Origin of the sequence: Paenarthrobacter sp. CC6 (assembly GCF_040560085.1) — a bacterium.
Taxonomy (GTDB): Bacteria; Actinomycetota; Actinomycetes; order Actinomycetales; family Micrococcaceae; genus Arthrobacter; species Arthrobacter nicotinovorans.
Genome location: NZ_JARDAN010000005.1, coordinates 236,105 through 258,652, shown reverse-complemented (window position 1 = coordinate 258,652; position 22,548 = coordinate 236,105). Strand labels below are relative to the sequence as shown.

The following is a 22,548-nucleotide window of genomic DNA, read 5'->3' as shown; positions in this document are numbered from 1 at the left end:
TTAGACACGACGCAGGTGCAGGTGCAGGTGCAGTTACAGCTTCAGGTAGTTCTTTAGTTCTTCGTGGCCCTGGACTTTGAGGGTCCAGTCGGGGCGTTTGAAGGTGGTGGGGGTGAGGCGGACTCTTTGGACTTCCTGGACCGTGTCGCCCCAGCCGTCGCGGAAGATGCCATTGAGTTCGTAGCCCAGGCTGGCGGAGACGCCCAGCGACTTCCGGTTCCAGACGGCGGCGTCGGATTCGGCCACTTCGGCGCCAAGGTAATCGAAGGCGTAGCTGACGACGGCGGCGCGCATCTCTTTGCCGAAGCCCTGGCCTTGCGCGGACTGCTTGAGCCAGGAACCCGTGCCTACTGTTTTGAGCGTCGCGAAGTTCTTGGCACCGATGTCCTGGACGCCGAGGAATTCTTCGTGGTGCCAAACGGCCAAGAGGAGCGTCCAGGAGTCCGGCGTGAAATTGGCACGGCACCGCCAGTACCACTGGGCCATGTTCGGTGCCAGCTCGTCCGCCGTCATTTCAGCCCACGGCGTGCTGAAGGGGCTCTTGCCGGGTTCGTGGATACCTGAGCGGGCCGCGTCCACAGCGGCGGGGATGTCGTCGTCGAGAATCGGACGGACGGTCAGCCTCGGGGTGGTGAGAATGAGTGCGAACGGGGGCCAGATGTCTGCCAGCGATGTCATCGCCGTAGCTTAGCCCGAAAAGCCGGCGCGGTCAGGCGGCCGGGCCGATGTCCCACGGAATGTGCCGCCGGACGTCCGTGAGATTCATGGACTCCGCCAGGAACAGGTCATCGAGCATGTACTCATCGACACCCAGGATCTTCAACCAGTGGCCCGTACCGGAAGTGTCGCCATCCAGGCTCTGGCTGGCCACGCAGACCCCTGTTCCGGTGTCGATCCTGATCAGCGTCCGGCCGGGATGGACCAAGGGCTGGGCGGGATCGGAAGGAACGTAGGTCCGGCTGGGCGTGACGATGGTTTCCAGGGCAGGACGGCCCTCGTGGTCCACCTCCCTGGGGGGTTCGAACAAGACGCGGTTGGTGTCCGGGAATTCGATGGGAACCGGCGCGTTGCCGGCCAACTCCACTGGATCCAAGGCTGCAGCCAGGCGGCCATTGCCGAAGGACGGCTCACCATACGCCGCCTCGGGACGCCTGCGCACCAGCCCGGCGTCGTCGTAGACGGGCGTCACCAGATGCGCCGGCAGCAGCCAGGACCGTCGCGTGGAGCTGACGTACAGGTCATCCCGGGAGTCGTTGATGCCGGTGGTGCTGTGTAGCAGTTGACCGTCAGCCGTCTCAAGGCGGAGGGCGCCCGGGCGTCGCAGCCAGGCACGGACAATATTGGCGCCACTGCCGGGCCGCTCAAGATACTCAAATCGCAGGGTGGTCCATTTCCATGGCGAAGAACGGCATAGATTCCGGAATGTGGAGGACAAGTCAAAGCCCGGTTCGTCTGCACTGTAGCGCCCCATATCCACAGTTTACCCAAGCGTTCAAACGGGTCGGACGAGCAAAACGGGGTAGCATCCGAGGGTGATCCGACGACTCTCCGAGCTCTGGACAGCCAGCCCGCTGGGTTTTTGGCTGGTGGCGGCAGCCTGCCTGTATTTCGTGGTGATGGCTGTCCGGCTCACGGTCATCGACGTCCGCAGCCACTTGCTGCCCAACCGGATTGTGCTTCCGTCCTACGGTGTGGCCGGAGTGCTGTTGCTCGCTGCCGCGATCGCGGCGTCGCTCCCCGGTACCCCTACGCAAGGGGCAGCATCCGCCACTCTGTTGGGGGTGCCAGGGCTGGCGGTTCTTGCCGGCGGCGCGGCCCTCTGGTTCTTCTATTTCGTGCTGCGATTCATCCATCCACCAGGGATGGGCTTTGGCGACGTGAAGCTGGCCGGGGTGCTGGGCCTCTACCTGGGCTATTTGGGCTGGAGCCACATCTTTGCCGGAACCTTTGCGGCCTTCCTCCTGGGAGGGCTGTGGAGCTTGTTCATCCTTGCCGCACGGCGGGGAACGCTGCGGTCGGCCATTCCGTTCGGTCCTTTCATGCTGGCCGGAGCAGCTGGTGCGATGGTGCTGCTGCCCGCATGAGGCTAGCCTGTCTGCAAGGCTGCAAACCGCGCCGGGACCGACCATTCTTGTGAGGAACGCTGAACCATGGGTGCCCCGGATTTTGTGCTCAGACTGCGGGAGAAGATCGGCCATGACCCCCTCTGGCTGCCGGCCGTCAGGGGAGTGGTCTTCGACGACGAAGGCAGGGTGCTGCTGGGCCAGCGGGCCGACAACGGGCACTGGGCCCTCATCACCGGAATGCTCGAACCGGGCGAACACCCCGCCCCCGGGCTGGTGCGCGAGATCTTCGAGGAGACTGCGGTGGTGGCGGAAACGGAACGGATTGTCGGCGTCGGCGTTGTAGGTCCCGTGACCTTCCCGAACGGCGACGTGTGCGACTTCCTGGACATCACCTTCCGGTGCAGGTATGTCTCGGGAGACGCCAGGGTCAATGACGACGAATCACTGGCCGTGGGCTGGTTCGCCTTGGACGATCTTCCGGAGATGAGCGCCGGCAACCTTGAAGCCATCAGGCTTGCCACGGAGCCCGAAGGCCCCGTGGCTTACCAAATGGAGGATTAGTGCCGTTGGCTTCCGGCGTCCGCTGTCGGGCGATCCGTCCCGAGGTCGTCCTCGTCCGGCACCGTCTGCGTGGTTTCACGGCGCTCAGCCTCAAGCCTGTCAGCCTCCGCGCCCCCGATTGCTTCACCACGGGCCACCATGCCGGCGGTGTCGGAGAGTGGGATCTGCTTCAGCGTGATGGCCAAAACCAGGGCGATGGCGATGAACGGCACCAGGTACCAGAACACTGGAGCCAGGGAATTGGCGTACGCGTTCACAATCGCATCCCGCAACTGCTCAGGCAGCTGCGCCAGGGCTTGGGGATCAAGCGTGCTGGTGGACTGCGAAGCCTGCTCCGCAGAAGCGCCGGCACCGGTGAATGCCTCCCTGAGCGATTCAGCCAGGCGGTTGGTGAAGATGGAACCAAACACTGCGACACCCAGTGATGCACCGACCTCGCGGAAGTAGTTGTTGGTGCTGGTTGCCGTGCCGATCTGGTCCGCCGGAACGGAGTTCTGCACCACCAGGACGATGACCTGCATGATCAGCCCCAGGCCGGCACCGAAGATGAACAGCTGCACGCAGATGACCCAGATCGGGGTTGCTGCCGTCAGGGTGGTCAGCCACAGCATGGCCGCAATGGTCAACGCCGCACCCAGGATCGGGAACATCTTGTACTTGCCGGTCTTGGAAATACGGATACCGGAGTAGATGGACGTGCCCATCAGGCCAACCATCATCGGCAGCATGAGCAGCCCGGATTCGGCTGCTGAAGTACCGGAGGACATCTGCAGGAAGGTGGGAACGAACGCGATGGCAGCGAACATGCCCAGGCCGAGCGTGAAGCCGATGGCGGTCGCGTTGATGAAGATCGGGTTCTTGAACAGGCTCAGCGGAATGATGGGGTCCTCGGCGCGCCGTTCAACCATGACGAAGGCAAAGGCGGCCAGCACCATGCCGGCGCCAAAGGCCCAGGTGAGGGGCGAATCCCAGCCTTCGTCCTTCTTGCCGCCGAAGTCGGTGAAGAAGATAAGGCACGTGGTGGCGGCAGAGAGGAAGATGACTCCCAGGATGTCGATCTTCTTTTCGGCCTTTTTGTTGGGAAGCGTCAAGGTGAACCATGCGGTGATAAAGGCCGCGATTCCGATGGGGATGTTGATGTAGAACGCCCATTCCCACGTGAGATGGTCCACGAAGAAGCCGCCCAGCAGCGGTCCGGCGACGGCGGAGAGACCGAAGATGGCGCCCAGCGGACCCATGTACTTGCCGCGCTCCTTGGCGGGAACGATGTCGGCGATGATGGCCTGCGAGAGGATCATCAGGCCGCCGCCGCCCAGACCCTGGATGGCGCGGAAGATCACGAAGCCCCAGAAGTCGGTGGCGAAAGCGCAGCCCACCGAAGCGAGGGTAAACAGGGCGATGGCAACCAGGAACAGGTTGCGCCGGCCCAGGATGTCACCGAACTTGCCGTAGATGGGCATGACGATCGTGGTGGCCAGGAGATAGGCCGTGGTGATCCAGGCCTGGTGCTCGACACCGCCGAGCTTTCCCACGATGGTGGGCATGGCGGTGGAAACGATGGTTTGGTCGAGGCTGGACAGGAGCATGCCTGCGATCAGCGCCGAGAAGATGATCCAGATCCGTTTCTGGGTCAGCAGCAGTGGTTCTGCCGCCTTCGAGAGTGTACTCATGCGGGGTCCTTCGGTGTCTGTGCAGGAGTGGTGTCCAGCGGTTGCGATAAGAGTTTCCGGGCTGCGGCAAGGTTCTGGTCCAGGAGCTCGCGGTAAGGCCGCGTGTTGTCCTCCGAGAAGAACTGATGGGATGTCTTCTTGGAAACAGCGCCGAACACGGCTGAGGCCATGATGATCTCCGGATGTCCGGGGGAGAGGCCCTCACGGGCGGCGATCAGTTCCATGAACTGCCGCTCCCTGGCCTCGCCTTCAAGGGTCATGCGGCCCAGGAGCTGGGGCTCGGCCTTGATGGCAGCAATCAGTTGCTGGATCTCGGTACGGCTGATGGTGGAACGCTCCACGATGTCCACGGTGAGGTGGTACAGGGCAGCGAGCAACGTGGCGGAGATGCCGTCTGGCAGCCGTTCAGGATCCCGGTTGAAGTTATCCAGCGAATCCTGGGGCAGGTCATCGGAGAATGCTCCGATGACTGCGTCTTCCTTGGAGTGGAAGTAGTTGAAGAAGGTCCGGCGGGAGATGCCCGCCTCTTCGCACACCTCTTCCACGGTGTAGCCATTCAGGCCGCGTTCGGCGGTCAGGGTTCGTGCGACTGCCGTGATGGCCAGCCGCGTGGCAGCGCGCTTGCGCTCGCGGAGGCCGCCGTCGATATTTGCACTATTACTCACAAAGTAAAGTTTTGCACTTTTCGCCGTAGGGTGCAAAATATCGCTTGGAGGTTTTGTACACCTGATGCCGCTAAGGAGGTTTCTTGAGGGCACCTGCTGTACAAAAACTCCCGGGTACGACGACGGCCGGTACCTCTCGTGCGAAAGGTACCGGCCGTCGTCGTGCTTTGGGTTTAAGCCAAGGGTCAGGCCTTGTGGGCCGGCGACGTCATGGTGGTGACGTCCAAAGCCTTGTCGAGGTCGGCCTCGGAGACCTTGCCTTCGCCTTCGCCAACGAAGCCGAGCTGCTGGGTAGCCTGGCGGATGGTCAGGCCCTCCTTGACGGCGGTCTTGGCGATCTTGGCGGCGTTTTCGTAGCCGATGTACTTGTTCAGCGGCGTCACGATCGAGGGGGAGGCCTCGGCCAGGAACCGGGCGCGCTCGACGTTGGCGGTGATGCCGTCGATCATCTTGTCGGCCATGACGCGGCTGGTGTTGGCCAGCAGGCGGATGGACTCGAGGAGGTTGGCGGCCATGACGGGGATGCCGACGTTGAGTTCGAAGGCGCCGTTGGTGCCGGACCAGGCGATGGCGGTGTCGTTGCCGATGACCTGGGCGCACACCATGATGGACGCTTCGCAGATGACCGGGTTGACCTTGCCGGGCATGATCGAGGAGCCGGGCTGGAGGTCCGGAAGGGCGATTTCGCCCAGGCCCGTGTTGGGGCCCGAGCCCATCCAGCGGAGGTCGTTGTTGATCTTCATGAAGGAGATCGCGATGTTGCGCAGCTGGCTGGAGCCCTCGATCAGGCCGTCGCGGTTCGCCTGTGCCTCAAAGTGGTCGCGGGCTTCGGTCAGCGGGAGGCCGGTGTCGGCTGCGAGGAGTTCGATGACGCGCTCCGGGAAGCCTGCCGGGGTGTTGATGCCGGTACCAACAGCGGTACCGCCCAGGGGGACCTCGGCTACGCGGGGGAGAGCGGCGTTGATGCGCTCGATGCCGTAGCGCACCTGCGCTGCGTAACCGCCGAATTCCTGGCCAAGCATGACCGGGGTCGCATCCATGAGGTGCGTACGGCCGGACTTGACGACGTCCTTGAACTCCACGGCCTTGCGGTCCAGGGAAGCTGCCAGGTACTCAAGGGCCGGGATCAGGTCATTGATCAGGGCCGAGGTGGCGGCTACGTGGACGGAAGTCGGGAAGACGTCGTTGGAGGACTGGGAAGCGTTGACGTGGTCGTTGGGGTGGACCACCTTGTCGCTGCCGGCGGCCGAGAGGGCGCGGGAAGCCAGTTCCGCGATGACCTCGTTGGTGTTCATGTTGGACGAGGTACCCGAGCCGGTCTGGAAAACGTCGATCGGGAAGTCGCCGTCGTACTTGCCCGTTGCAACCTCATCGGCAGCTGCGGCGATGGCCTCGGCGAGCTCGCCATCGAGCACCCCCAGTTCGGCGTTCGCCAGTGCGGCGGCCTTCTTGACCCGGGCAAGGGCTTCAATGTGTGTGCGCTCGAGCGTTTTGCCGGAGATGGGGAAGTTCTCCACAGCACGCTGCGTCTGGGCGCGGTACAGGGCGTTCACGGGGACGCGAACTTCGCCCATCGTGTCATGTTCAATACGGAACTCAGTGGTGGAAGTCATGGGGCTAGCTTATGGCGATCCGACGCCTCACAGAAAACCCGGAGGAGAGTGCTACGTGCTCCGGCGTTGCCGCCGGAGCACGTCCTCTTAGAGCTTGCCGATCCCGGAAACGAGGGCCGCGCGGCCCTCATCGAGCTTGTACGACAGGCCGATGACGGCGACGCGGCCGTCGTCGATGGCGTCGGAAATCACACGGGAGCTGTCAGCCAGGCGTGCGGCGGTCTGCTTCACGTGCTCCACCACCATGTCGTTGACGTCTTCCTGCTCGTTGCGCTTGGCAGTCAGGACGGAGGGGGTGATGCGTTCGACGAGGTCCCGGATGAAGCCCGCAGGCATCTCACCGGTCTCGACAGCTGCCTTGGTGGCCTTCACCGCACCACAGCTGTCGTGGCCGAGGATGACGATCAACGGAACCCGGAGTTGGCTGATGCTGTATTCCAGGGAACCGAGGACGGCATCGTCAATCACCTGGCCGGCGGTCCGCACGACAAAAGCATCACCAAGGCCGAGGTCGAAAATGATCTCTGCAGCGAGCCGGGAATCGGAACAACCGAAGATGACGGCGAAGGGGTTTTGGTCCTCGATGAGGGACGAGCGACGGGCGGCATCCTGGTTGGGGTGCAGGGATTCGCCGGAGACAAAGCGTTCGTTGCCCTCGCGGAGACGGCGCCACGCCAGGGCTGGAGTCAGGTAAGTAGGCACGAACCTTACTTTACGACGCAGAGGCAGCAGTCAGTGAAACTGTTGCGCGCCAATCGGTCAGGCGGACGGGGCAGCTGAGGCCGAAGGTGCGGTGCTCTGGTCCGCTGACTTGACGACGGCGGTGGCCAACGTCGCGAATTCCTCGAGGCTTGCCGTGCCGCTCAGGATGATGGTGGTGCCCTTGTAGTCCAGGACCATGCTGCGCTTTTCCTTGCCCGAATCGCGCAGTTCCCACTCCTGCCCGCCGGCGTTGCGCGTGCCGGTGACCGGGAGGTTGCCCGTCTGCTGCAATACCCAGGTGGGATTGGCCTTATTGGTCTGGGTGAGGCCGATGAAAGCTTCCTTGGGAGTCAGGAAACCGACCTCCCAAGTGGGCACGCCTGTCCCGCTGCCCGATTCCCACCGCGCGTAATTCGGGGTAAATGTGTCGCCGGTATCGGGAGTGACAGGTGTGAATCCCGCCACACCTTCGGCGTTCCTGGCGATGGAGGAGACATCGATGGGAGGCCTGAAGCCGTCGCCCTTCGGAGCCGGATTCATCAGGACGATGGGGAGGAAAGCCAGCACGCAGACCAAAAGGGCAATGACCATGCCAATCACGGACGCGTTGGCCCGTTTGGCAGCTTTCGCCGCGATGACGGGCTTGAAGGGGGCATCCGGGGCACTGGTTGGCTCAGCCGCGGCAGCATCCGGTTGGTTGCCGGCAGCGGGCTTGTCCTGCGTTTCACTCACCCTTCCATGATCCCTTATCGGGGCAGGGAACACACATCGGGCAACCTCACCGCCGGTATTGCGGCCGGTGGTCATTCAACCACCCGGAGTGGACGTGGCGACTATGATCGTTGGTAGAGGAACCCCGGGTTGCCCCGCGCAACCATGTCCGGTCCCGTGAATCGTCACTCGAAGAAGAGGTTCAAGTGTCTCCTGCACCAATGACCCAGCAGTATTCCACGATTTCGCCGTCGCTCGCCGTCGGCATCGACGAACCCGACCGCAACCTTGCGCTTGAACTCGTCCGCGTCACCGAAGCCGCGGCAATTGCCGGCGGCCACTGGGTAGGTTTCGGCGACAAGAACAAAGCCGACGGTGCCGCCGTCGACGCCATGCGTTCGTTCCTTCACACCGTCCACTTCAACGGCGTCGTGGTGATTGGTGAAGGCGAAAAAGACGAAGCCCCCATGCTGTTCAACGGCGAGCAGGTTGGTGACGGCACCGGTCCCGAGTGCGACGTCGCCGTCGATCCCATCGACGGAACCCGCCTCACCGCCCTGGGCATCAACAACGCCCTCGCAGTGCTGGCAGTCGCTGAGCGCGGCTCCATGTTCGACCCCTCCGCTGTTTTCTACATGGAGAAGCTCGTCACGGGTCCCGAGGCCGCCGACATGGTGGATCTGCGCCTGCCCGTCAAGCAGAACCTGCACCTCATCGCCAAGGCCAAGGGCGTCAAGGTCAACCAGCTCAACGTCATGATCCTTGACCGTGACCGCCACCGCCCGCTGGTTGAAGAAATCCGCGAAGCCGGCGCGCGCACCAAGTTCATCATGGATGGCGACGTCGCAGGCGCCATCGCAGCAGCCCGTACCGGCACCGGCGTCGACGCCCTCATGGGCATCGGCGGCACCCCGGAAGGCATCGTTGCAGCCTGCGCCATCAAGTCCCTCGGCGGCGTCATCCAGGGCCGCCTCTGGCCGACGTCGGACGACGAGAAGCAGAAGGCCATCGACGCCGGACACGACCTCGACCGCGTCCTGTCCACCAACGACCTCGTCACCTCGGACAACTGCTACTTCGCAGCCACCGGCATCACCGACGGCGACCTCCTGCACGGCGTCCGCTACCAGAAGGACCGCGTCCTGACCCAGTCCATCGTGATGCGCTCGAAGTCCGGCACCGTCCGCTTCGTTGATGCTGAGCACCACGCATCCAAGTGGGAGACGTACGCGCGCAAGGCGTAACCTCCGCAGCTCACAGAAGGACGGCGAGCATCGCTCGGCGGCTATCTCCTCGTACCTCGTCGATTTGATGCCGCTGTCGCGATACCCGCCGTCCTTCTCTGTGTCCGGCCGGCTTCCGCTTCGCGCTGTTGTGGGGTGTGCCGGGCGCGGGTGGCGCGGGAAAGGCTTAGCGGAGTTTGTCGCGGAGCTTCCTGGCCAGCTGGTAGGCGCCGTAGCGGAGTTTGTTGACCGGGAGGTCCCAGGTGCCGGGGTAGGAGACTTCGCGGCCTCCGAAGGATTTCTTGAACGCCGTGAAGCCCGCCCACTTGTGGTCCGGCTGGTCCTCGGGTGCGACGCCCCAGAGGTCAACGTGCTTGAGACCCTTTTCCTTGGCGTCTGCCATGAGGGTTACCAGGAGGGGGATGCCTGCGCTGAGCTTGCGGTGCGTGTCATCGAGTGCCGCGTGCGCGTAGACCCGGGTATCTGCCGAATCGTAGGCGAAGGCGGCCGCGATGGGCTCACCTTCCAGTTCGGCGATGAACAAGGTTCCGGCCCCTGCAGGCAGCAATGACGCCGCCACCTGGGTCAGGTATTCGTCGCTTTGCGGCTTGAAGCCATTCCGCGCCGCCGTCAGGTGGAGGAAGTGCAGCAGGATGGAGATGTCCGCCGGGTCCTGGGAGGTCCGGAACGCCACTCCCTTTTTGTGGATGTTCCGGTACAGGTTCCGGTTTGTTGGCTTCATGCCCGCGAGGACGTCCTTGAAATCCCCGTCCAGATCCACAATCCAGCTGAGTTCCGGCTGCTGGTTGACCGGCGCGGGCCGTAAGCCCCGCGCGCGGAGCAGGGGACCGGCGTCGGACGCGGTAAAACCTGCCGCAGCAGGTTCCATCCGGACGAAGACGGCGTGCTCCGCCTTGGCCAGCGCCACCAAAGCCGCCGTGGCGGCGTCGAATGCTTCGACGGAATCAGCCACAGGCCCATAGGGCGCGTAGATGACTTTGCCGGCGGGGTTCTTCTCCTCAATAGCGAGGAAACTCCATCCGGGGCCGGTTTTTTCGTGGACGCGGCGCCCCAGGGAACGCTGGACTGCCGCCCATGCGGGCGTTTGGAGGAAGAATTCCACGGTTCAGTTCCCCAAGCCTGTCGTGACTGCGAAGGCAATGCTGGTGTCCGTCGCGCCCTGGACCGGGTGGACGTTGACCGGGGCTTCGACGTCGGGGATGAACGCTGCAGCGCCACGTCCAAGCTGGAGGTCGCTCTTGGGCGAGTCGAGAAGCACGGCGCCGGAAACAACCACGACGACGGCGGGCCCGGTCTGCGCCAGCGGCACCGGTGCTGCGTCAGGGCCGAGCTCGATGCGCTGGAGCTGGAACTCCTTGAACGGCGGGCGGTACAGCTCCTGTCCGAACTCCGTCCCGCTGGCCTCGACGCGCGGAACCCCGAGGGATTCGAAACGTACGGTCTTCAACAGTTCCGGAACGTCCACGTGCTTGGGCGTGAGCCCACCGCGAAGGACATTGTCCGAGGACGCCATGACCTCGACGCCCAGGCCGTGCAGATAGGCGTGGATGTTCCCCGCAGGGAGGTAGACCACTTCACCGGGTTCGAGGGACAAATGGTTCAGGAGCAGGGAAATGAGGACGCCGGGGTCGCCGGGGAAGGCTTCATTGATGTCCAGCATTGCGGTCAGCGCTTCCCGGTGCGGCTCCAGCGGTGCCCCGGCAGAAAGTACCGCGACTACCTCGTTAATGGCATCGGAGACGTCACTGCCGCCCTGGATGAGCCGGCTGAAGGCAGCCTTCAGCGCAGCGGAAGCATCAGCTTGCGCAAGGTCGGTGACGACGTCGGCGATAACGGCGGGAACGTCGATGGCGGCGGAGTCAAGGACGTGCGCCAGGTGTTCAAAGATGCCGCGGGAGTCAGCAGGGGAGCGGAAGCCGCACAACGCCTTGAAGGGCGTGAGGGCGAAGATCATTTCCGGCTTGTGGTTGTCATCGCGGTAGTTGCGTTCAGCGGCGTCGGGGGCGATCCCGGCGGCGTTCTCGCGGGCAAATCCTTCACGGGCCTGCTCCAGGCTCGGATGGACCTGGAGGGAAAGCGGCTTTTCGGCCGCCAGGAGCTTGGTGAGGAAGGGCAGGCGGGGACCAAATCCGGCGAGGCTTTCGGAGCCAAGGAAGCGCTGCGGATCCGAGGCGATCAAGGCATCCAGGGGCTGGGTGACACCGTTGGGGTGGATGGCCGTCGAAGGGGAGTCCGGGTGGGCCCCGATCCACATTTCAGCCTCCGGGCCGCCCGAGGCCTGCCGGCCCAGCAGTCCGGCGATGGCCGTCGTCGAACCCCACGCATAGGGCCGCAAAACATTCTCAATCTGGTACACGAAAGAAAGTCCTTATCGTTGCGCTGGACGTGGGATGGAGCTCAAAGGGGGAATTTACAGTGGTGCGCACTGGCCGTTGGTGGCCACGAGGTCGCGGATGCCTTGCTCATCGCCCTGGGCTTTGAGGCCGTTCAACAACTCAATGGTGATCGGCGTGCCGTCGGGGGTTGTGGTCACCGGAGTGAAGTCCGCAGAGGGTGAAGGCAGTTGGCTTGCGGGCAGCAGGCCAGTAACCGGACCGGCGGCCATGACGGGCCCGGCGCCCGGACGGTCATGGGTCACGACGGCGTCACTTGCCTTGGGGCTGTTGGACGAGGCGAGGACTTCCTGGACCTTGGAGTGGATCAGGTCAAAGTCAGGCACCGTGGAGAACGATGCGTCGAAGTCCGGCGGCCCGATGGTGAGGCGTTTGACGGGCTGGTTCTTGGACTTCAAGGCGAGGTCCACAAAGCTGCCCAGCTGGTTGGACGAGATGTTGGAATCGACCACCTTGGTCCCGGCATTGGCGATGTCCTCGAACTTGGTCAGGAGAGTGGCGGGGTCCAGCTGCTTGAGCATGGCCTGCTGCACGCATTGCTGGCGTGCAATGCGGGCGTAGTCGTCCACGAATTCGCGGGAGCGGCCGTACCAGAGGGCGTGGAAGCCGTCCAGATGCTGGTCGCCGGCAGGGATCCAGCCGTCGGGCATGCCATGGATTCCGTTGGCCTCATCGGTGACGGGGCCGCTGATGGGTACCCAACCGCCGGCCTTGATGCGGATGCCGCCCATGGCGTCGATGAGTTTGGCGAACCCGTCCATGTCCACCAGGACATAGGCCTGGACCGTGATTCCGAGGGTTCCGGACACAGCTTCCAGGGTCGCCTGTGCGCCCGGATCCTGAACGCCCGGATACAGGTCCTGGTACTTGTTGGTCACCTCGGTGTTGACGGCGTTGATGAGGCACTCGTCGCCGCAGTTGTAGCCCTCGGGGTAGATCTTCCGCATGGGCGAACTCTCGCTGAACTGTGCGTTCTGGAGGTTGCGGGGGACTGAAATGATGGCGCTTTCGCCCGTTTTCGCATCGACGCTGATCACGGACAGGCTATCGGGACGGCGTCCCGTCCTGTCGTCGCCGGCGTCGCCACCCATCATCAGGAAGTTGTAACGCCCGTCCACGGGATCGATCGCGGGACCGGCGTCGAAAATACTGCCGATTGCGTTGCGGCTGACGTTCAGGACATAGGCAATGTAGCCCAGCGATCCGCTCGCCAGCACGGTGGTGATGGCCACCACGACGGCAATGATGGGACGCATGCCGGGTGCCAGGAGTGTCGGCCTGATGATCCGCAGGGTGTTGAGGAACAGGTAGGCCCATCCCAGGGCCAGCGCCACGAGGACCACGATAATGAACAGCGACCCCACGGGGTGGGTGACAATGCTCAGCAGCATGGTCCGGTTGGTGACTGCGATGACGATGGTTATCAGCGCCAGCGCCCACACCGTGAGCGTAACGCGTAGCGCGATGCGGCCAAGTTTGCGGTCGCCCGCAACGATTTGTGCGCTGCCGGGGACCAGGAGCGTGAGGAGGACCAGCACGAAGGCGCGTTTGGTCCGCACCGGCGCACTGGCGCCGGATGGATAGCGGACAGGATCAGTCAGGGCGGAACCGGGCTGATTCGTGTTCTTGTGCATGGTAGTCATCCGCTGCCTTCCTAGCGGGGGCTCCGGGCTGACGGGTTGGCAGGGGAGAAGACTTCCTCAACCTTGTGGCGAAGGTTCTCCCCTTTTTTGGTGGCCACATCGTTGAGTTCCTGGGCGAAAGCCAGGAGGTCGCCACGAAGCTTGGCGGCAAGTTCATCAGTACCGGAGGCCAGCATCCGCACGGCCAGGAGGCCGGCGTTGCGGGCCCCTGCAATCGACACCGTGGCGACGGGGACGCCGGCCGGCATCTGCACGATGGACAGCAAGGAGTCCATGCCGTCCAGTGTCTTGAGCGGAACCGGAACGCCGATTACCGGAAGGGGGGTCACCGAGGCCAGCATGCCCGGAAGGTGGGCCGCGCCGCCGGCTCCGGCAATGATGACGCGGAGACCGCGCTGGTGGGCGTTCTGTCCGTAGCTGATCATTTCCGTGGGCATACGGTGGGCCGAAACGACGTCCGCTTCAAAAGGTATGCCGAACTCGGCCAGGGCATCGGCCGCGGCCTCCATGACGGGCCAGTCGGAGTCCGAGCCCATGACGAGTCCTACCAGCGGGGCCTGCGGTGTTGTCGTCATACGGTCTCCTCCAGAGTGGGCTGCTCAGGCTTGCGGCCGTCGCGGATGATGTTGGCCACGGTGGTCGCGCGCTGGCGCACCGAGTCGACGTCGGAGGCAGAGGTGCCCACGAGGTTGACGTGACCGATCTTGCGGCCGGGGCGGACGGACTTGCCGTAGGAATGCACCTTGGCCGCGGGCTCATAGGCCAGCGCCTGGGGGAAGGCCTTGAAGAGGTCCTGGTTTTCGCCCCCGAGGAAGTTCTTCATCACCACTACCGGAGCGAGCGCATCGGTGGCGCCCAGCGGCAGGTCCAGAACTGCACGCAGGTGCTGTTCGAACTGGCTGGTGATGGAACCATCCTGGGTCCAGTGGCCGGTGTTGTGCGGACGCATGGCAAGTTCATTGATCAGGAAGCCCGCGCCGACGCCGGGAGTTTCGAACAACTCTGCCGCCATCACGCCTGTGACGCCGAGCTCATTGGCGATGCGGAGCGCAGCTTCCTCGGCAGCGGCAGCTACTTCCACGGGAATGTTCTGTGCCGGGGCGATGACTTCGTCGCAGACTCCGTCCACCTGGATGGTGTGGACCACCGGCCAGGCCCGGGACTCGCCGCTGGGCGTGCGTGCCACCAGGGCTGAGAGTTCACGGCTGAACTCCACCTTCGCTTCGGCCAGCAGGGGGCTCATGGCCTGGAACCAATCGTTGGTCTCCAGGGCCTCCTGGGCGGAGTCGACAATTCTGACGCCCTTGCCGTCGTAGCCGCCACGAGGTGTCTTCAGCACTACGGGCCAGCCGATCCTGTCACCGAAGGCGACCAGTTCGTCAACCGTGTGCACGGCAGACCATTCGGGGTTGGGCAGGCCCAGACGGTCGATGGCGGCCCGCATCACGAGCTTGTCCTGGGCGTTGACCAGGGCATCGGGGCCGGGCTGGACATTGACGCCTGCGTCCAACAGCGCCCTCAGGTGCCCGGTGGGGACGTGTTCGTGATCGAACGTCAGTACGTCCAGGCCTTTTGAGAACTCAAGGAGGGCCTCGAGGTCCTTGTAGTCGCCAATGGGGGCCGTGGCTACGGCAGCCACAGCCGAAACGTCCTCGCCTTCGGCCAAAACGCGGAGTTCAAAGCCCAGTGCGGTAGCGGGCGGAGCCATCATTCGTGCGAGTTGGCCGCCGCCAACAACGCCAATTACTGGAAAAGTCACAAGGTTCAGCCTACCGAACCGGCAGGGGGATCACTGATTCTGCCGCCCTTTTGGCGCCATTTATCGTCAGTTGCGGCCACTTATTGGCGTTCTCACAGCGTACTCCCGGGCAGCGCTTGGAAATCGGCGCTAAAATGGTCGAGGCCCATCGGCCCACTTTCAACGGCCATGGAGGGTCATGATCACCACACTCGCAGATCGCATCCGCGGACTTGCTTCGCTTTTCTGGCGCGAAGTAGCCAAGTTCGGCGCTGTTGGTGGTGTTGCGTTCGTTATCGACAACGGCCTCACGTACTACCTGATGCATGGCCCCATGACCGACAGCCCGTCCAAGGCACGTTTTGTCGGTGCCGTGGTGGCGACGATCTTCTCGTGGATTGCCAACCGGTTCTGGACCTTCCGGCACCGCCGGCAGGACAACGTTGTGCGCGAGTTCGTGATGTTCGTCATCATCAACGGTATCGGCATCGGTATCTCCACCGGCTTCACGTTCATCGCCAACTACTGGTTGAACATCACTGACAAGAACATGCTTTTCGCGGCCGGCGTGGTCGGCATCCTGGTGGCGACAGTGGTCCGCTTCTTTGCCTACCGCTTCCTGGTCTTCAACAAGGAACTCGACCAGGAACCCGAGTTCTCGCACGACCACGAACTTCTGGACATGCATCCCAAGGCCAAGGCGGGGGCGGAAGCCGGCGCCGGCAACCCGTCGACCGGCGAGTTTCCTTCGGTCAAGAAGCCCTGACAAACGCTAAGGCCGGCACAAACGCTATGGCCGGCTGACGCGCTCGTTGTCCAGAAGATGCGCGGTGACCTCGACATCTTCGTGCACCAGCACTACGGAGCCGTCTTCTTTCCATGCTCCCAGGGCGGCCGAGAGGCCTGATTCCAAGCCATCGCCGGCGCGGACCAGGAGGCGGACACCCGGTTCCTGCGCAGCCGCGAATCCCTCGAGGAGAGCCGAGTGCGCGTATCCGGCCGTGCCACGTACCGCGGGGTTTTCCGCCCCGGGTTCGTCATGCGCCATGAACACGTCGCCATGGGAGCGGACTTCCGCCGCGTAATCCACGACGCCGGACGGCAGCTCGCCCGGCCAGCGCATCGCAAGCGCTGCGAGCGGCACGGCGACGACCGCGTCGAAGCCCGACTCGGCGCCGTCGTCGGGCTTGTCGGTTACCAGCAGCTCCGCCGAGGTGCCGTCAAGCACGACTTCCATGCCCAGTTGCCAGGCGGCAAGGGCCCATACAAAGGACTTCCAGTGCGCGGGGAGGTCCAGCCGGACGGCCATTCCCGGCTCGGCATCGAGTTCGTCCTGCAGCAGGTTGCCAGTCTTGGCCACCCAGTTGTCGAAGACCCGTCCGGAGAGTTCAACACGCTCGGAGCCGGGGCCGTACCAGGTGAGCCTGGGCGAGGTGGAATGCCCGGACCTCAGGGCGGTCATCAAGTTCACTGCCGGAATGCTCATGGATCAATCTTGCCACGCAGGTCCCGCGCCACTCCGGGCAGCAACCCCTTGGATGTGAATTGCGACACATCAAAGTTTGTCCATTCGCTGGGCTTCGGGAGGGTGCCGCTGCTATTTCCGCGGAAATTCAACGAAAGTTAACCTCAACCGATCCTGTGCTTCCATTTCCCGCGGCAATCCGCGGAAGCCGCGGCCTGGATGTTGGGCGTGGCGCATCCCACTTTTCCACAGCTTCTTGATTATTATCCCGGCGCGGCTTGACTGGCGGGTAGTTACACGCGTGTAATTAGTAATCAACGCCGCTGCGCAGACAACCGGGACACCGGGAATCGGAAACACATCCAAGCAGCAGCTGCAAACTCAGGAGGGACGCCATGGGGCAAGCGTTGCGTATCCAGGAAGATGCAGTCGTCGCAGAACATGCGTCGGTGAAATACCGTTCGCGGGAGGTGCCGGGAGACTGGTACGTAGATCCTGCGGATCCGGAAGCGGCAGACCGATACAACCAGAATGTGCAGCAGTCTTTGGAGGATCAGGCGACAGCCCTCCTCGCGGCACATGAGGCATTGATTGGCGACCTGCCGGCTGGTCCGGAAGAAGACCTCGACGATCCTCCCATGGAGCTGCGCCGTCCGCTTGAGGCGCCCGGACAGCCTGTGTGGATCGGTCTCCCCGGCCAAGGGGATTTCGATGACGAAGGTGAACTTGGCTGGCAGACGGACGCGCTGTGCGCGCAGACCGATCCTGAAGCGTTTTTCCCTGAAAAGGGCGGATCGACCCGGGATGCCAAGAAAGTGTGCGGAGCGTGCAACGTTCGCTCGCAGTGCTTGGAGTATGCCCTCGCCAATGACGAGCGGTTCGGTATTTGGGGCGGGCTTTCCGAGCGGGAGCGCCGTCGGCTAAGGAAGCGAGCGGTCTAATTCTCAAGGAAGTGCACGTTACCGCCGTCGTGGTTTCCCACGACGGCGGCAACTATCTGCCCAGGACATTGGCGGCATTGTCGGACCAGACGCGTTCGGCAGATGCCGCCATTGGCGTTGATACAGGTTCCACGGACAACTCCCTGGACCTGCTCCGGGAGGCCTTTGGCCAAGGCAATGCCACCACCTTCCACCAAGCCAAGTCAGGCTTTGGCGCGGCTGTCCGTGCGGGGTTGCAGGAGCTCGCTCCCGCCGCTGCTGCGACCGGTGACAGCCGGACCGTGGAGTGGATCTGGCTCCTGCATGATGATGCGGCGCCCGCGCCTGACGCGTTGGCGGAGCTGCTCCATGCCGTTGAGCGCGCGCCGTCGGTAACCGTCGCTGGTTGCAAGCAGCTCGGCTGGGACAACGACCGGCACTTGGTGGATGTGGGCCTCTCAACGAGCCGCTGGGCTGAGCGACTCACCCTGATTGACGCCGACGAAGTCGACCAAGGGCAGTACGACGCCCGCTCCGACACATTCGCGGTCAATTCGGCGGGCATGCTGATCCGACGCGATGTCTGGGAACAGTTGGACGGGTTCGACCCCGCGCTGCCCGGCAGCGGCGACGACGTCGATTTTTGCTGGCGGAACTGGCTCGCCGGGAACCGCGTGGTGGTTGTGCCCAGCGCCCGGATGTTTCACGTTGAGCACCGTCCCCATGGCCTGGGAACGTCCTCGGCAGCGCGCAAGGCCCAGATCCACCTGCGCCTGAAGCACACGCCCTGGTGGAACGTTCCCTTCCAGGCTTTGGGAGCACTTTTTGGCGCGGTTGTCCGCCTGGTGCTGAGCATCCTGGTGAAGGAGCCAGGCTATGGCTTCTCCCAGTTCACTGCCACACTTGCCGCTTTGATGCGTCCTGTCGCAATCGCGAGGGGGCGCCGCACAGCTGCGAAAACGCGACGGGTCCATCGTTCCGTCGTCCGGGGCCTCCAGACACCAACACGCGAGGTCCGGGCCAACCGGCGGTCCTTGCTGGAAGCCATCCGGCCTGCCGATGACGCCGCGCCCGTGAGCGACCTGCTGGCTCCCGAACCAAGTGGCGACGCCGCCGACGACTTCGCCGCCCTGGCCACGAACGAACGTGGTTGGGTGGGAACGGGTGCTGTTGCCGCCGCATGCGTTGCCCTGGCCGCGGCCCTCGTGGGTTTGCTGGGTCTGCTCCGTTCCGGCGCGATCACCGGTGGTGGGCTTCTCCCGCTTTCCGCGACACCGGCCGGGATCTGGGCCAACGCCTCCACGTGGTGGATTTCCCTGGGCGCCGGACTTCCGGGCCACGGTGATCCCTTTGGCTACGTCTTATGGGTGCTGTCGCTCCTCGGTGGCGGGGATGCGAATGCATCCATGGCGTGGCTCCTCGTCCTGGCCATGCCTTTGTCCGCTGTCGGAGCGTGGTTCGCATCGGGTGCCTTGACCACCAAGCGCCGGTTCCGGACCGTGGCAGCCCTGCTGTGGGCCGGTGCGCCGAGTCTCCTGATCGCCATCAACGAAGGCCGCGTCGGTGCCCTCGTGGCGCACATCATGATGCCGTTGCTGCTCCTGGCCTTGGTGCGGGCGTCCGGATCTGCCATCGGTCAAACGAGCACGGCACAATCAAGCACGGCGGGCGTGCAGCGAAGCGCGTCAGCCGTTGCGGGCCGGTTCCCGGCCGCTCTTCGCGGTAAGCCCGGCATCAACGGGACACCCTCCTGGACGGCTGCAGCGGCCGCCGGCCTGGTGATGGCCGTCGTCACCGCCTCAGCACCGTCGTTGCTGGGCCCTATTGCCGTTGCAGTGATCCTCGCTGCCGTAGTTCTGGGACAGCGCGGCAAAACCATGTGGTGGTCGTTGCTGCCGACTCTTGCCTTGTTCCTTCCGTACGGCATTTCCGTCCTCGACAGGCCCCGGTCCCTGCTGGCTGATCCTGGACTTCCCCTTGCTTTTGATGCGGCTCCCTTGTGGCAGCAGCTTCTCGGCCAACCGCTGGCTTTCAGTATCGACGGCGGCCTGACAGGACTGTCGGTGTTCGGTCCCGGTGCTGTTCCGTGGGCTTTGATCCTGGCTTTGCTGATTGGTGCTCCGGTGTTGCTGCTTGCGGTGGCCTCGCTGTTCCTCCCCGGCAAACGCACAGCATTGGCCAGGGTGTTCTGGTTGGCTGCGCTGGCCACCTTGGCCAGCGCCTGGTTGGTGGGGCATGTAGCCACCGGCGTCAACAACAACGTCATTGTCGGGCCGTTTACCGGTCCGGCGGTTTCAGCATCAGGCATGTTGCTGCTCGGTGCTGCCCTGCTCGGAGCGGAGAAGCTCTTTTCGGCGAGCCGTCGGGCATCCGATCCTGCCCGCCGGAAGTTCCAGATGCGTCGCGTCGCTTCCGGTGTGGTGGTTGCTCTCCTCGTCGCCGGGCCCGTGGCCGGAATGGGTGCCTGGGCTGCGCAGAACGTCCTGCAGCCCTCGACGTCGACGGATTCACCGGCTGCCCCGGCAGCCCGGCAAGCGGCCTCGTCATTGGGTAGCCCGCGTCAGGTCCGGCCGATGGAATCAGGCACGCTGCCTGCTACCGCCGTCGACCGCGGCCAGGGACCCGAGCGGACGCGGACATTGGTGATCACCAGCGGCGAGCAAGGTGCGTTTACCTCCTCGCTCATGCGAGGGGCCGGAACAACCCTGGACAGCTTGTCCACCATCGCCTCGGCGAGGACCATCATTGGCGCTCCCGGACGCGAGGAAATCACGAGCGATGACGCTGCTACAGCGTCTTTGCGGCGGGCAGTGGCCACTATCGTGGCGAGCACCGGCGTTGACCCTCGTCCCGACCTCGAGCAACTCGGTGCCGGTTTCGTGGTCCTCAAGGCCGCGGACAATGCTGCCCAACTGACGGCAAGCAGAATCGACGCCGTCCCAGGGTTGGTGGCTGTCGGCCAGACCGACGCCGGGTGGTTGTGGCGCGTAACTCCGCGGAACCAGCCCTCGGCGGGCGCCGCAGAAACGGCGCATCGTGTCCGTATCATCGACGCCCAAGGAAGCACTGTGGGCACCTTGCCTTCGGAGGATGTGAACGTCAACGCCAGCGTCCCATCCGGTGATGAGGGCAGGAAAGTGGTCGTGGCTGAGCGATCCGATCCCGGTTGGACGGCCACGTTGGACGGTAAGCAGCTGCAGGCAACAACATCCGGGTGGTCACAGGCGTTCGACCTGCCGGCCGGTGGCGGACAGTTGGAGATCCGCTACACGAACCCGTGGGCCCTGTGGCTCGAGATCCTGCAGGCCGTAGTGATCGCCTTGACGGTCCTGCTGGCGATCCCGATGCCTGCCCGCCGGTCCCGTACCGGCATGTCGAGGGACGAAGTCTCCCTCCGTAAGGAGTACAGCAGTGTCTGACGAGCAGAAGAAAAACGCCGACGACGCACCGCAGACGGCCGGCGAAACGCCGGTCGAGGACAAGCCAACGTCCACAGGAAAGTCTCGCCGCGGCGAAAAGTCTTCCCGCAGCGAACAGTCTTCCCGCAGCATGCGGGGGTCCCGAAGCTCCAGCAAAGGCATGGTCACCGGTGTTCTGTCGGCAGTGGTCATCCTGGCTGCCGGGGGAGGCGCTGTGGCTGCCAGCTCGATGGTTCCTGGTCCCTCCGGCGGCACGAGCACCGACGTGCAGCAGGCGGATGTTCCCGCCGGCAGGGCCTTGGGCGTCTGCCCGGAACCGGCCCGCCTGGTCAATGGGACAGTGGTGGGCACGGATGCTGACTTCAGCCCCGTATCGACGACGGCTACCAGCGCGCTCAACGCTGTGGTGCTGAGCAATCCGGCCGGCACCGTTCCCGGCAGCAAGGTCACTTCCCTTGGAGGCGGGAACGTCGCGGAAATCGCCAAGACTCCCACGAGCACTCCTACGCCGACGGCGGGTCCCCCTGTGCTTGCTGCGGGCGTGGCTTCCATCAGTCCGGTAACCTCGCCCACGGTGGTGGAAGCCGGGCCCATCGGAAACGAGCAAGCATCCTTGGCAGCCCACCTCAGTTACTCGGCAACCGACGGCGACCTCCGTGGCCTCGCTTCCGCACAATGCCAGCCGCCGAGCAACGATGCGTGGGTGCTGGGCGCGAACACGGCTGTCGGCCGCACAGCTGTCCTCAATCTCAGCAATTCATCAGAGACGCCCGCCACGGTGAGCCTTGATCTCTACGGGTACGAAGGTCAGATTCAGGCTCCGGGTGCCAGGGGGCTTCTGGTGGCGCCGGGAACCACCCGCTCCGTGAACCTCGCCGGGCTCGCTCCGGGCCAATCCCAGCTGGGCATCCGCGTGCGCAGCACTGGCGGTCCGGTGGCCGGGACCATCCAGCAGAGCGTACTGCGCGGGCTGGCTCCCGGGGGAGTCGAATACCTCTCACCGGGCGAAGGACCGTCGAACCTCCAGGTGATGTCCGGCGTCGACATCCAGGACTCGGAAGGCATCAAGGCACTCGCCGCCAAGTCAGGATTCGCGGACGCTGTGCCGGCACTCCAGATCGCTGTTCCGGGCTCAACGGACGCCGTGGTCCAGGTCAAGTTGTATGGTGCGAACGGCGAGCGAAAGCTTCCCAACGGGGGAGTGGTGACGGTCAAGGGTGGATCGGTTGCCTCGCTGAGCCTCGACGGAGTTCCGGCCGGCAGTTACACAATCCGTGCCAGCTCGGACGTTTCCTTCGTGGCATCGGCCAGGGTCACCCGCGGCTCAAAGGCCGAAGAGGCCACCGATTTTGCCTGGTCTCCAGCATCGGCCCGGCTTGGCAGCCAGCACCTGGTGGCCGTTCCCCGCGATGGCCTGCGTTCCCTGAGCTTCGGGGTGCCCGAAGGCCGCGCTACCGTCAGCTACGCCCCGGTCACGGCCGACGGCAAAGTAGGCAAGGCTGTTGACATGGACCTTGCCGGTGGAACCACGTCAGTCATTGAGCTCCCTGCAAAGGCCGGGGACGCGGTCATAGCGGGATACGTTGTTTCCGCATCCGGCGATCCCGTCTACGGCGCGCTGGTCCTTGGAAAACAGGGCCGCAACGATGTGTCTGTTGTCGCGATCCAGGATGCTGCGGCGGGACTTGAAAAGGTTCCCGTTTCCGTCGGCTACTAGCGGCGGTTCGGTCCGCTACAG

The 22,548-nt window shown here is 64.2% G+C and carries 20 protein-coding genes; 7 read left to right on the top strand and 13 right to left on the bottom strand.

Going from position 1 to position 22,548, the window contains the following annotated elements; genetic code table 11:
- Nucleotides 1–33 precede the first annotated feature (33 nt).
- The gene (locus PV760_RS03630) at nucleotides 34–678 is read right to left on the bottom strand and encodes a GNAT family N-acetyltransferase (protein WP_354627163.1); all 645 of its coding nucleotides are present in this window, start codon (nucleotides 676–678) and stop codon (nucleotides 34–36) included.
- 31 nt (nucleotides 679–709) lie between these two features.
- On the bottom strand, nucleotides 710–1,471 hold the full coding sequence (locus tag PV760_RS03625) for a hypothetical protein (RefSeq protein WP_354627162.1): 762 nt from the start codon (nucleotides 1,469–1,471) through the stop codon (nucleotides 710–712).
- Between the two features lie 61 nt (nucleotides 1,472–1,532).
- Between PV760_RS03625 and PV760_RS03620 the strand changes: the two genes are divergently transcribed.
- Together PV760_RS03620 and PV760_RS03615 are read left to right on the top strand one after the other, a co-directional pair.
- A complete protein-coding gene (locus tag PV760_RS03620) occupies nucleotides 1,533–2,084 on the top strand; it encodes a prepilin peptidase (RefSeq protein ID WP_354627161.1) in 552 nt (183 codons plus the stop codon).
- A gap of 66 nt (nucleotides 2,085–2,150) precedes the next feature.
- Entirely contained in the window at nucleotides 2,151–2,627 is a 477-nt protein-coding gene (locus PV760_RS03615; protein ID WP_018777301.1) for an NUDIX hydrolase, read from the top strand.
- Here PV760_RS03615 and PV760_RS03610 read toward each other — a convergent pair.
- The 5 genes from PV760_RS03610 to PV760_RS03590 all read right to left on the bottom strand — a co-directional run bounded on the left by PV760_RS03610 (nucleotide 2,624) and on the right by PV760_RS03590 (nucleotide 8,009).
- Entirely contained in the window at nucleotides 2,624–4,297 is a 1,674-nt protein-coding gene (locus PV760_RS03610) for a DHA2 family efflux MFS transporter permease subunit (protein ID WP_354627160.1), read from the bottom strand. The genes PV760_RS03615 and PV760_RS03610 overlap by 4 nt on opposite strands.
- Nucleotides 4,294–4,962: a TetR/AcrR family transcriptional regulator gene (locus PV760_RS03605; protein WP_018777303.1), complete on the bottom strand. Its 669-nt coding sequence runs from the start codon at nucleotides 4,960–4,962 to the stop codon at nucleotides 4,294–4,296. The genes PV760_RS03610 and PV760_RS03605 overlap by 4 nt, the downstream gene beginning before the upstream one ends.
- Before the next feature lie 185 nt (nucleotides 4,963–5,147).
- Nucleotides 5,148–6,575 (bottom strand): class II fumarate hydratase, encoded by a 1,428-nt coding sequence (locus tag PV760_RS03600; RefSeq protein ID WP_193589595.1) that lies wholly within the window; start codon nucleotides 6,573–6,575, stop codon nucleotides 5,148–5,150.
- An 87-nt stretch (nucleotides 6,576–6,662) separates the two neighbouring features.
- Complete coding sequence (locus tag PV760_RS03595; RefSeq protein WP_018777305.1) at nucleotides 6,663–7,277, bottom strand: carbonic anhydrase; 615 nt, start codon at nucleotides 7,275–7,277, stop codon at nucleotides 6,663–6,665.
- Nucleotides 7,278–7,334: 57 nt separating this feature from the next.
- Nucleotides 7,335–8,009: a DUF4245 domain-containing protein gene (locus tag PV760_RS03590; RefSeq protein ID WP_039240321.1), complete on the bottom strand. Its 675-nt coding sequence runs from the start codon at nucleotides 8,007–8,009 to the stop codon at nucleotides 7,335–7,337.
- A 200-nt stretch (nucleotides 8,010–8,209) separates the two neighbouring features.
- On the opposite strand from PV760_RS03590, the gene glpX reads away from it, so the two are divergent.
- On the top strand, nucleotides 8,210–9,232 hold the full coding sequence (glpX, locus tag PV760_RS03585) for a class II fructose-bisphosphatase (protein ID WP_018777307.1): 1,023 nt from the start codon (nucleotides 8,210–8,212) through the stop codon (nucleotides 9,230–9,232).
- Between the two features lie 166 nt (nucleotides 9,233–9,398).
- Here glpX and PV760_RS03580 read toward each other — a convergent pair whose 3' ends face one another.
- The 5 genes from PV760_RS03580 to PV760_RS03560 are packed head-to-tail and all read right to left on the bottom strand — an operon-like array spanning nucleotide 9,399 to nucleotide 15,027.
- Nucleotides 9,399–10,334, bottom strand: coding sequence for a lipid II:glycine glycyltransferase FemX (locus PV760_RS03580; RefSeq protein ID WP_354627159.1), 936 nt, complete (start codon nucleotides 10,332–10,334; stop codon nucleotides 9,399–9,401).
- 3 nt (nucleotides 10,335–10,337) lie between these two features.
- The gene (manA, locus tag PV760_RS03575; protein ID WP_055974875.1) at nucleotides 10,338–11,588 is read right to left on the bottom strand and encodes a mannose-6-phosphate isomerase, class I; all 1,251 of its coding nucleotides are present in this window, start codon (nucleotides 11,586–11,588) and stop codon (nucleotides 10,338–10,340) included.
- Between the two features lie 54 nt (nucleotides 11,589–11,642).
- Entirely contained in the window at nucleotides 11,643–13,268 is a 1,626-nt protein-coding gene (locus PV760_RS03570) for an LCP family protein (RefSeq protein ID WP_110504404.1), read from the bottom strand.
- Between the two features lie 11 nt (nucleotides 13,269–13,279).
- Nucleotides 13,280–13,843 carry a 5-(carboxyamino)imidazole ribonucleotide mutase gene (gene purE / locus PV760_RS03565; RefSeq protein ID WP_018777311.1) on the bottom strand — a complete coding sequence of 188 codons (564 nt, stop codon included), beginning with the start codon at nucleotides 13,841–13,843 and terminating at the stop codon, nucleotides 13,280–13,282.
- Nucleotides 13,840–15,027 (bottom strand): 5-(carboxyamino)imidazole ribonucleotide synthase, encoded by a 1,188-nt coding sequence (locus PV760_RS03560; protein ID WP_079581090.1) that lies wholly within the window; start codon nucleotides 15,025–15,027, stop codon nucleotides 13,840–13,842. Before PV760_RS03560 ends, purE begins: the two co-directional genes overlap by 4 nt.
- Before the next feature lie 178 nt (nucleotides 15,028–15,205).
- On the opposite strand from PV760_RS03560, the gene PV760_RS03555 reads away from it, so the two are divergent.
- Entirely contained in the window at nucleotides 15,206–15,772 is a 567-nt protein-coding gene (locus PV760_RS03555) for a GtrA family protein (RefSeq protein ID WP_018777313.1), read from the top strand.
- Between the two features lie 24 nt (nucleotides 15,773–15,796).
- Here the strand turns inward: PV760_RS03555 and PV760_RS03550 are convergent, their stop codons facing one another.
- Nucleotides 15,797–16,492 carry a TIGR03089 family protein gene (locus tag PV760_RS03550; RefSeq protein ID WP_110504409.1) on the bottom strand — a complete coding sequence of 232 codons (696 nt, stop codon included), beginning with the start codon at nucleotides 16,490–16,492 and terminating at the stop codon, nucleotides 15,797–15,799.
- A gap of 374 nt (nucleotides 16,493–16,866) precedes the next feature.
- Between PV760_RS03550 and PV760_RS03545 the strand changes: the two genes are divergently transcribed.
- Genes PV760_RS03545 through PV760_RS03535 form a run of 3 tightly spaced genes read left to right on the top strand, consistent with a single transcriptional unit; the run spans nucleotide 16,867 to nucleotide 22,527 of the window.
- Entirely contained in the window at nucleotides 16,867–17,412 is a 546-nt protein-coding gene (locus PV760_RS03545) for a WhiB family transcriptional regulator (RefSeq protein WP_110504411.1), read from the top strand.
- Nucleotides 17,413–17,423: 11 nt separating this feature from the next.
- Nucleotides 17,424–20,810 (top strand): glycosyltransferase family 2 protein, encoded by a 3,387-nt coding sequence (locus PV760_RS03540; protein ID WP_354627158.1) that lies wholly within the window; start codon nucleotides 17,424–17,426, stop codon nucleotides 20,808–20,810.
- Nucleotides 20,803–22,527, top strand: a complete 1,725-nt coding sequence (locus PV760_RS03535) for a DUF5719 family protein (protein WP_354627157.1) — start codon at nucleotides 20,803–20,805, stop codon at nucleotides 22,525–22,527. Before PV760_RS03540 ends, PV760_RS03535 begins: the two co-directional genes overlap by 8 nt.
- The last annotated feature ends 21 nt before the right edge of the window (nucleotides 22,528–22,548 follow it).

Coding starts and splice junctions, on each gene's coding strand:
- PV760_RS03630 (WP_354627163.1), bottom strand. CDS start 678: ATGACATCGCTGGCAGACATCTGGCCCCCGTTCGCACTCATTCTCACC.
- PV760_RS03570 (WP_110504404.1), bottom strand. CDS start 13,268: ATGACTACCATGCACAAGAACACGAATCAGCCCGGTTCCGCCCTGACT.
- PV760_RS03610 (WP_354627160.1), bottom strand. CDS start 4,297: ATGAGTACACTCTCGAAGGCGGCAGAACCACTGCTGCTGACCCAGAAA.
- glpX (WP_018777307.1), top strand. CDS start 8,210: ATGACCCAGCAGTATTCCACGATTTCGCCGTCGCTCGCCGTCGGCATC.
- PV760_RS03615 (WP_018777301.1), top strand. CDS start 2,151: ATGGGTGCCCCGGATTTTGTGCTCAGACTGCGGGAGAAGATCGGCCAT.
- PV760_RS03550 (WP_110504409.1), bottom strand. CDS start 16,492: ATGAGCATTCCGGCAGTGAACTTGATGACCGCCCTGAGGTCCGGGCAT.
- PV760_RS03625 (WP_354627162.1), bottom strand. CDS start 1,471: ATGGGGCGCTACAGTGCAGACGAACCGGGCTTTGACTTGTCCTCCACA.
- PV760_RS03600 (WP_193589595.1), bottom strand. CDS start 6,575: ATGACTTCCACCACTGAGTTCCGTATTGAACATGACACGATGGGCGAA.
- purE (WP_018777311.1), bottom strand. CDS start 13,843: ATGACGACAACACCGCAGGCCCCGCTGGTAGGACTCGTCATGGGCTCG.
- PV760_RS03555 (WP_018777313.1), top strand. CDS start 15,206: ATGATCACCACACTCGCAGATCGCATCCGCGGACTTGCTTCGCTTTTC.
- PV760_RS03545 (WP_110504411.1), top strand. CDS start 16,867: ATGGGGCAAGCGTTGCGTATCCAGGAAGATGCAGTCGTCGCAGAACAT.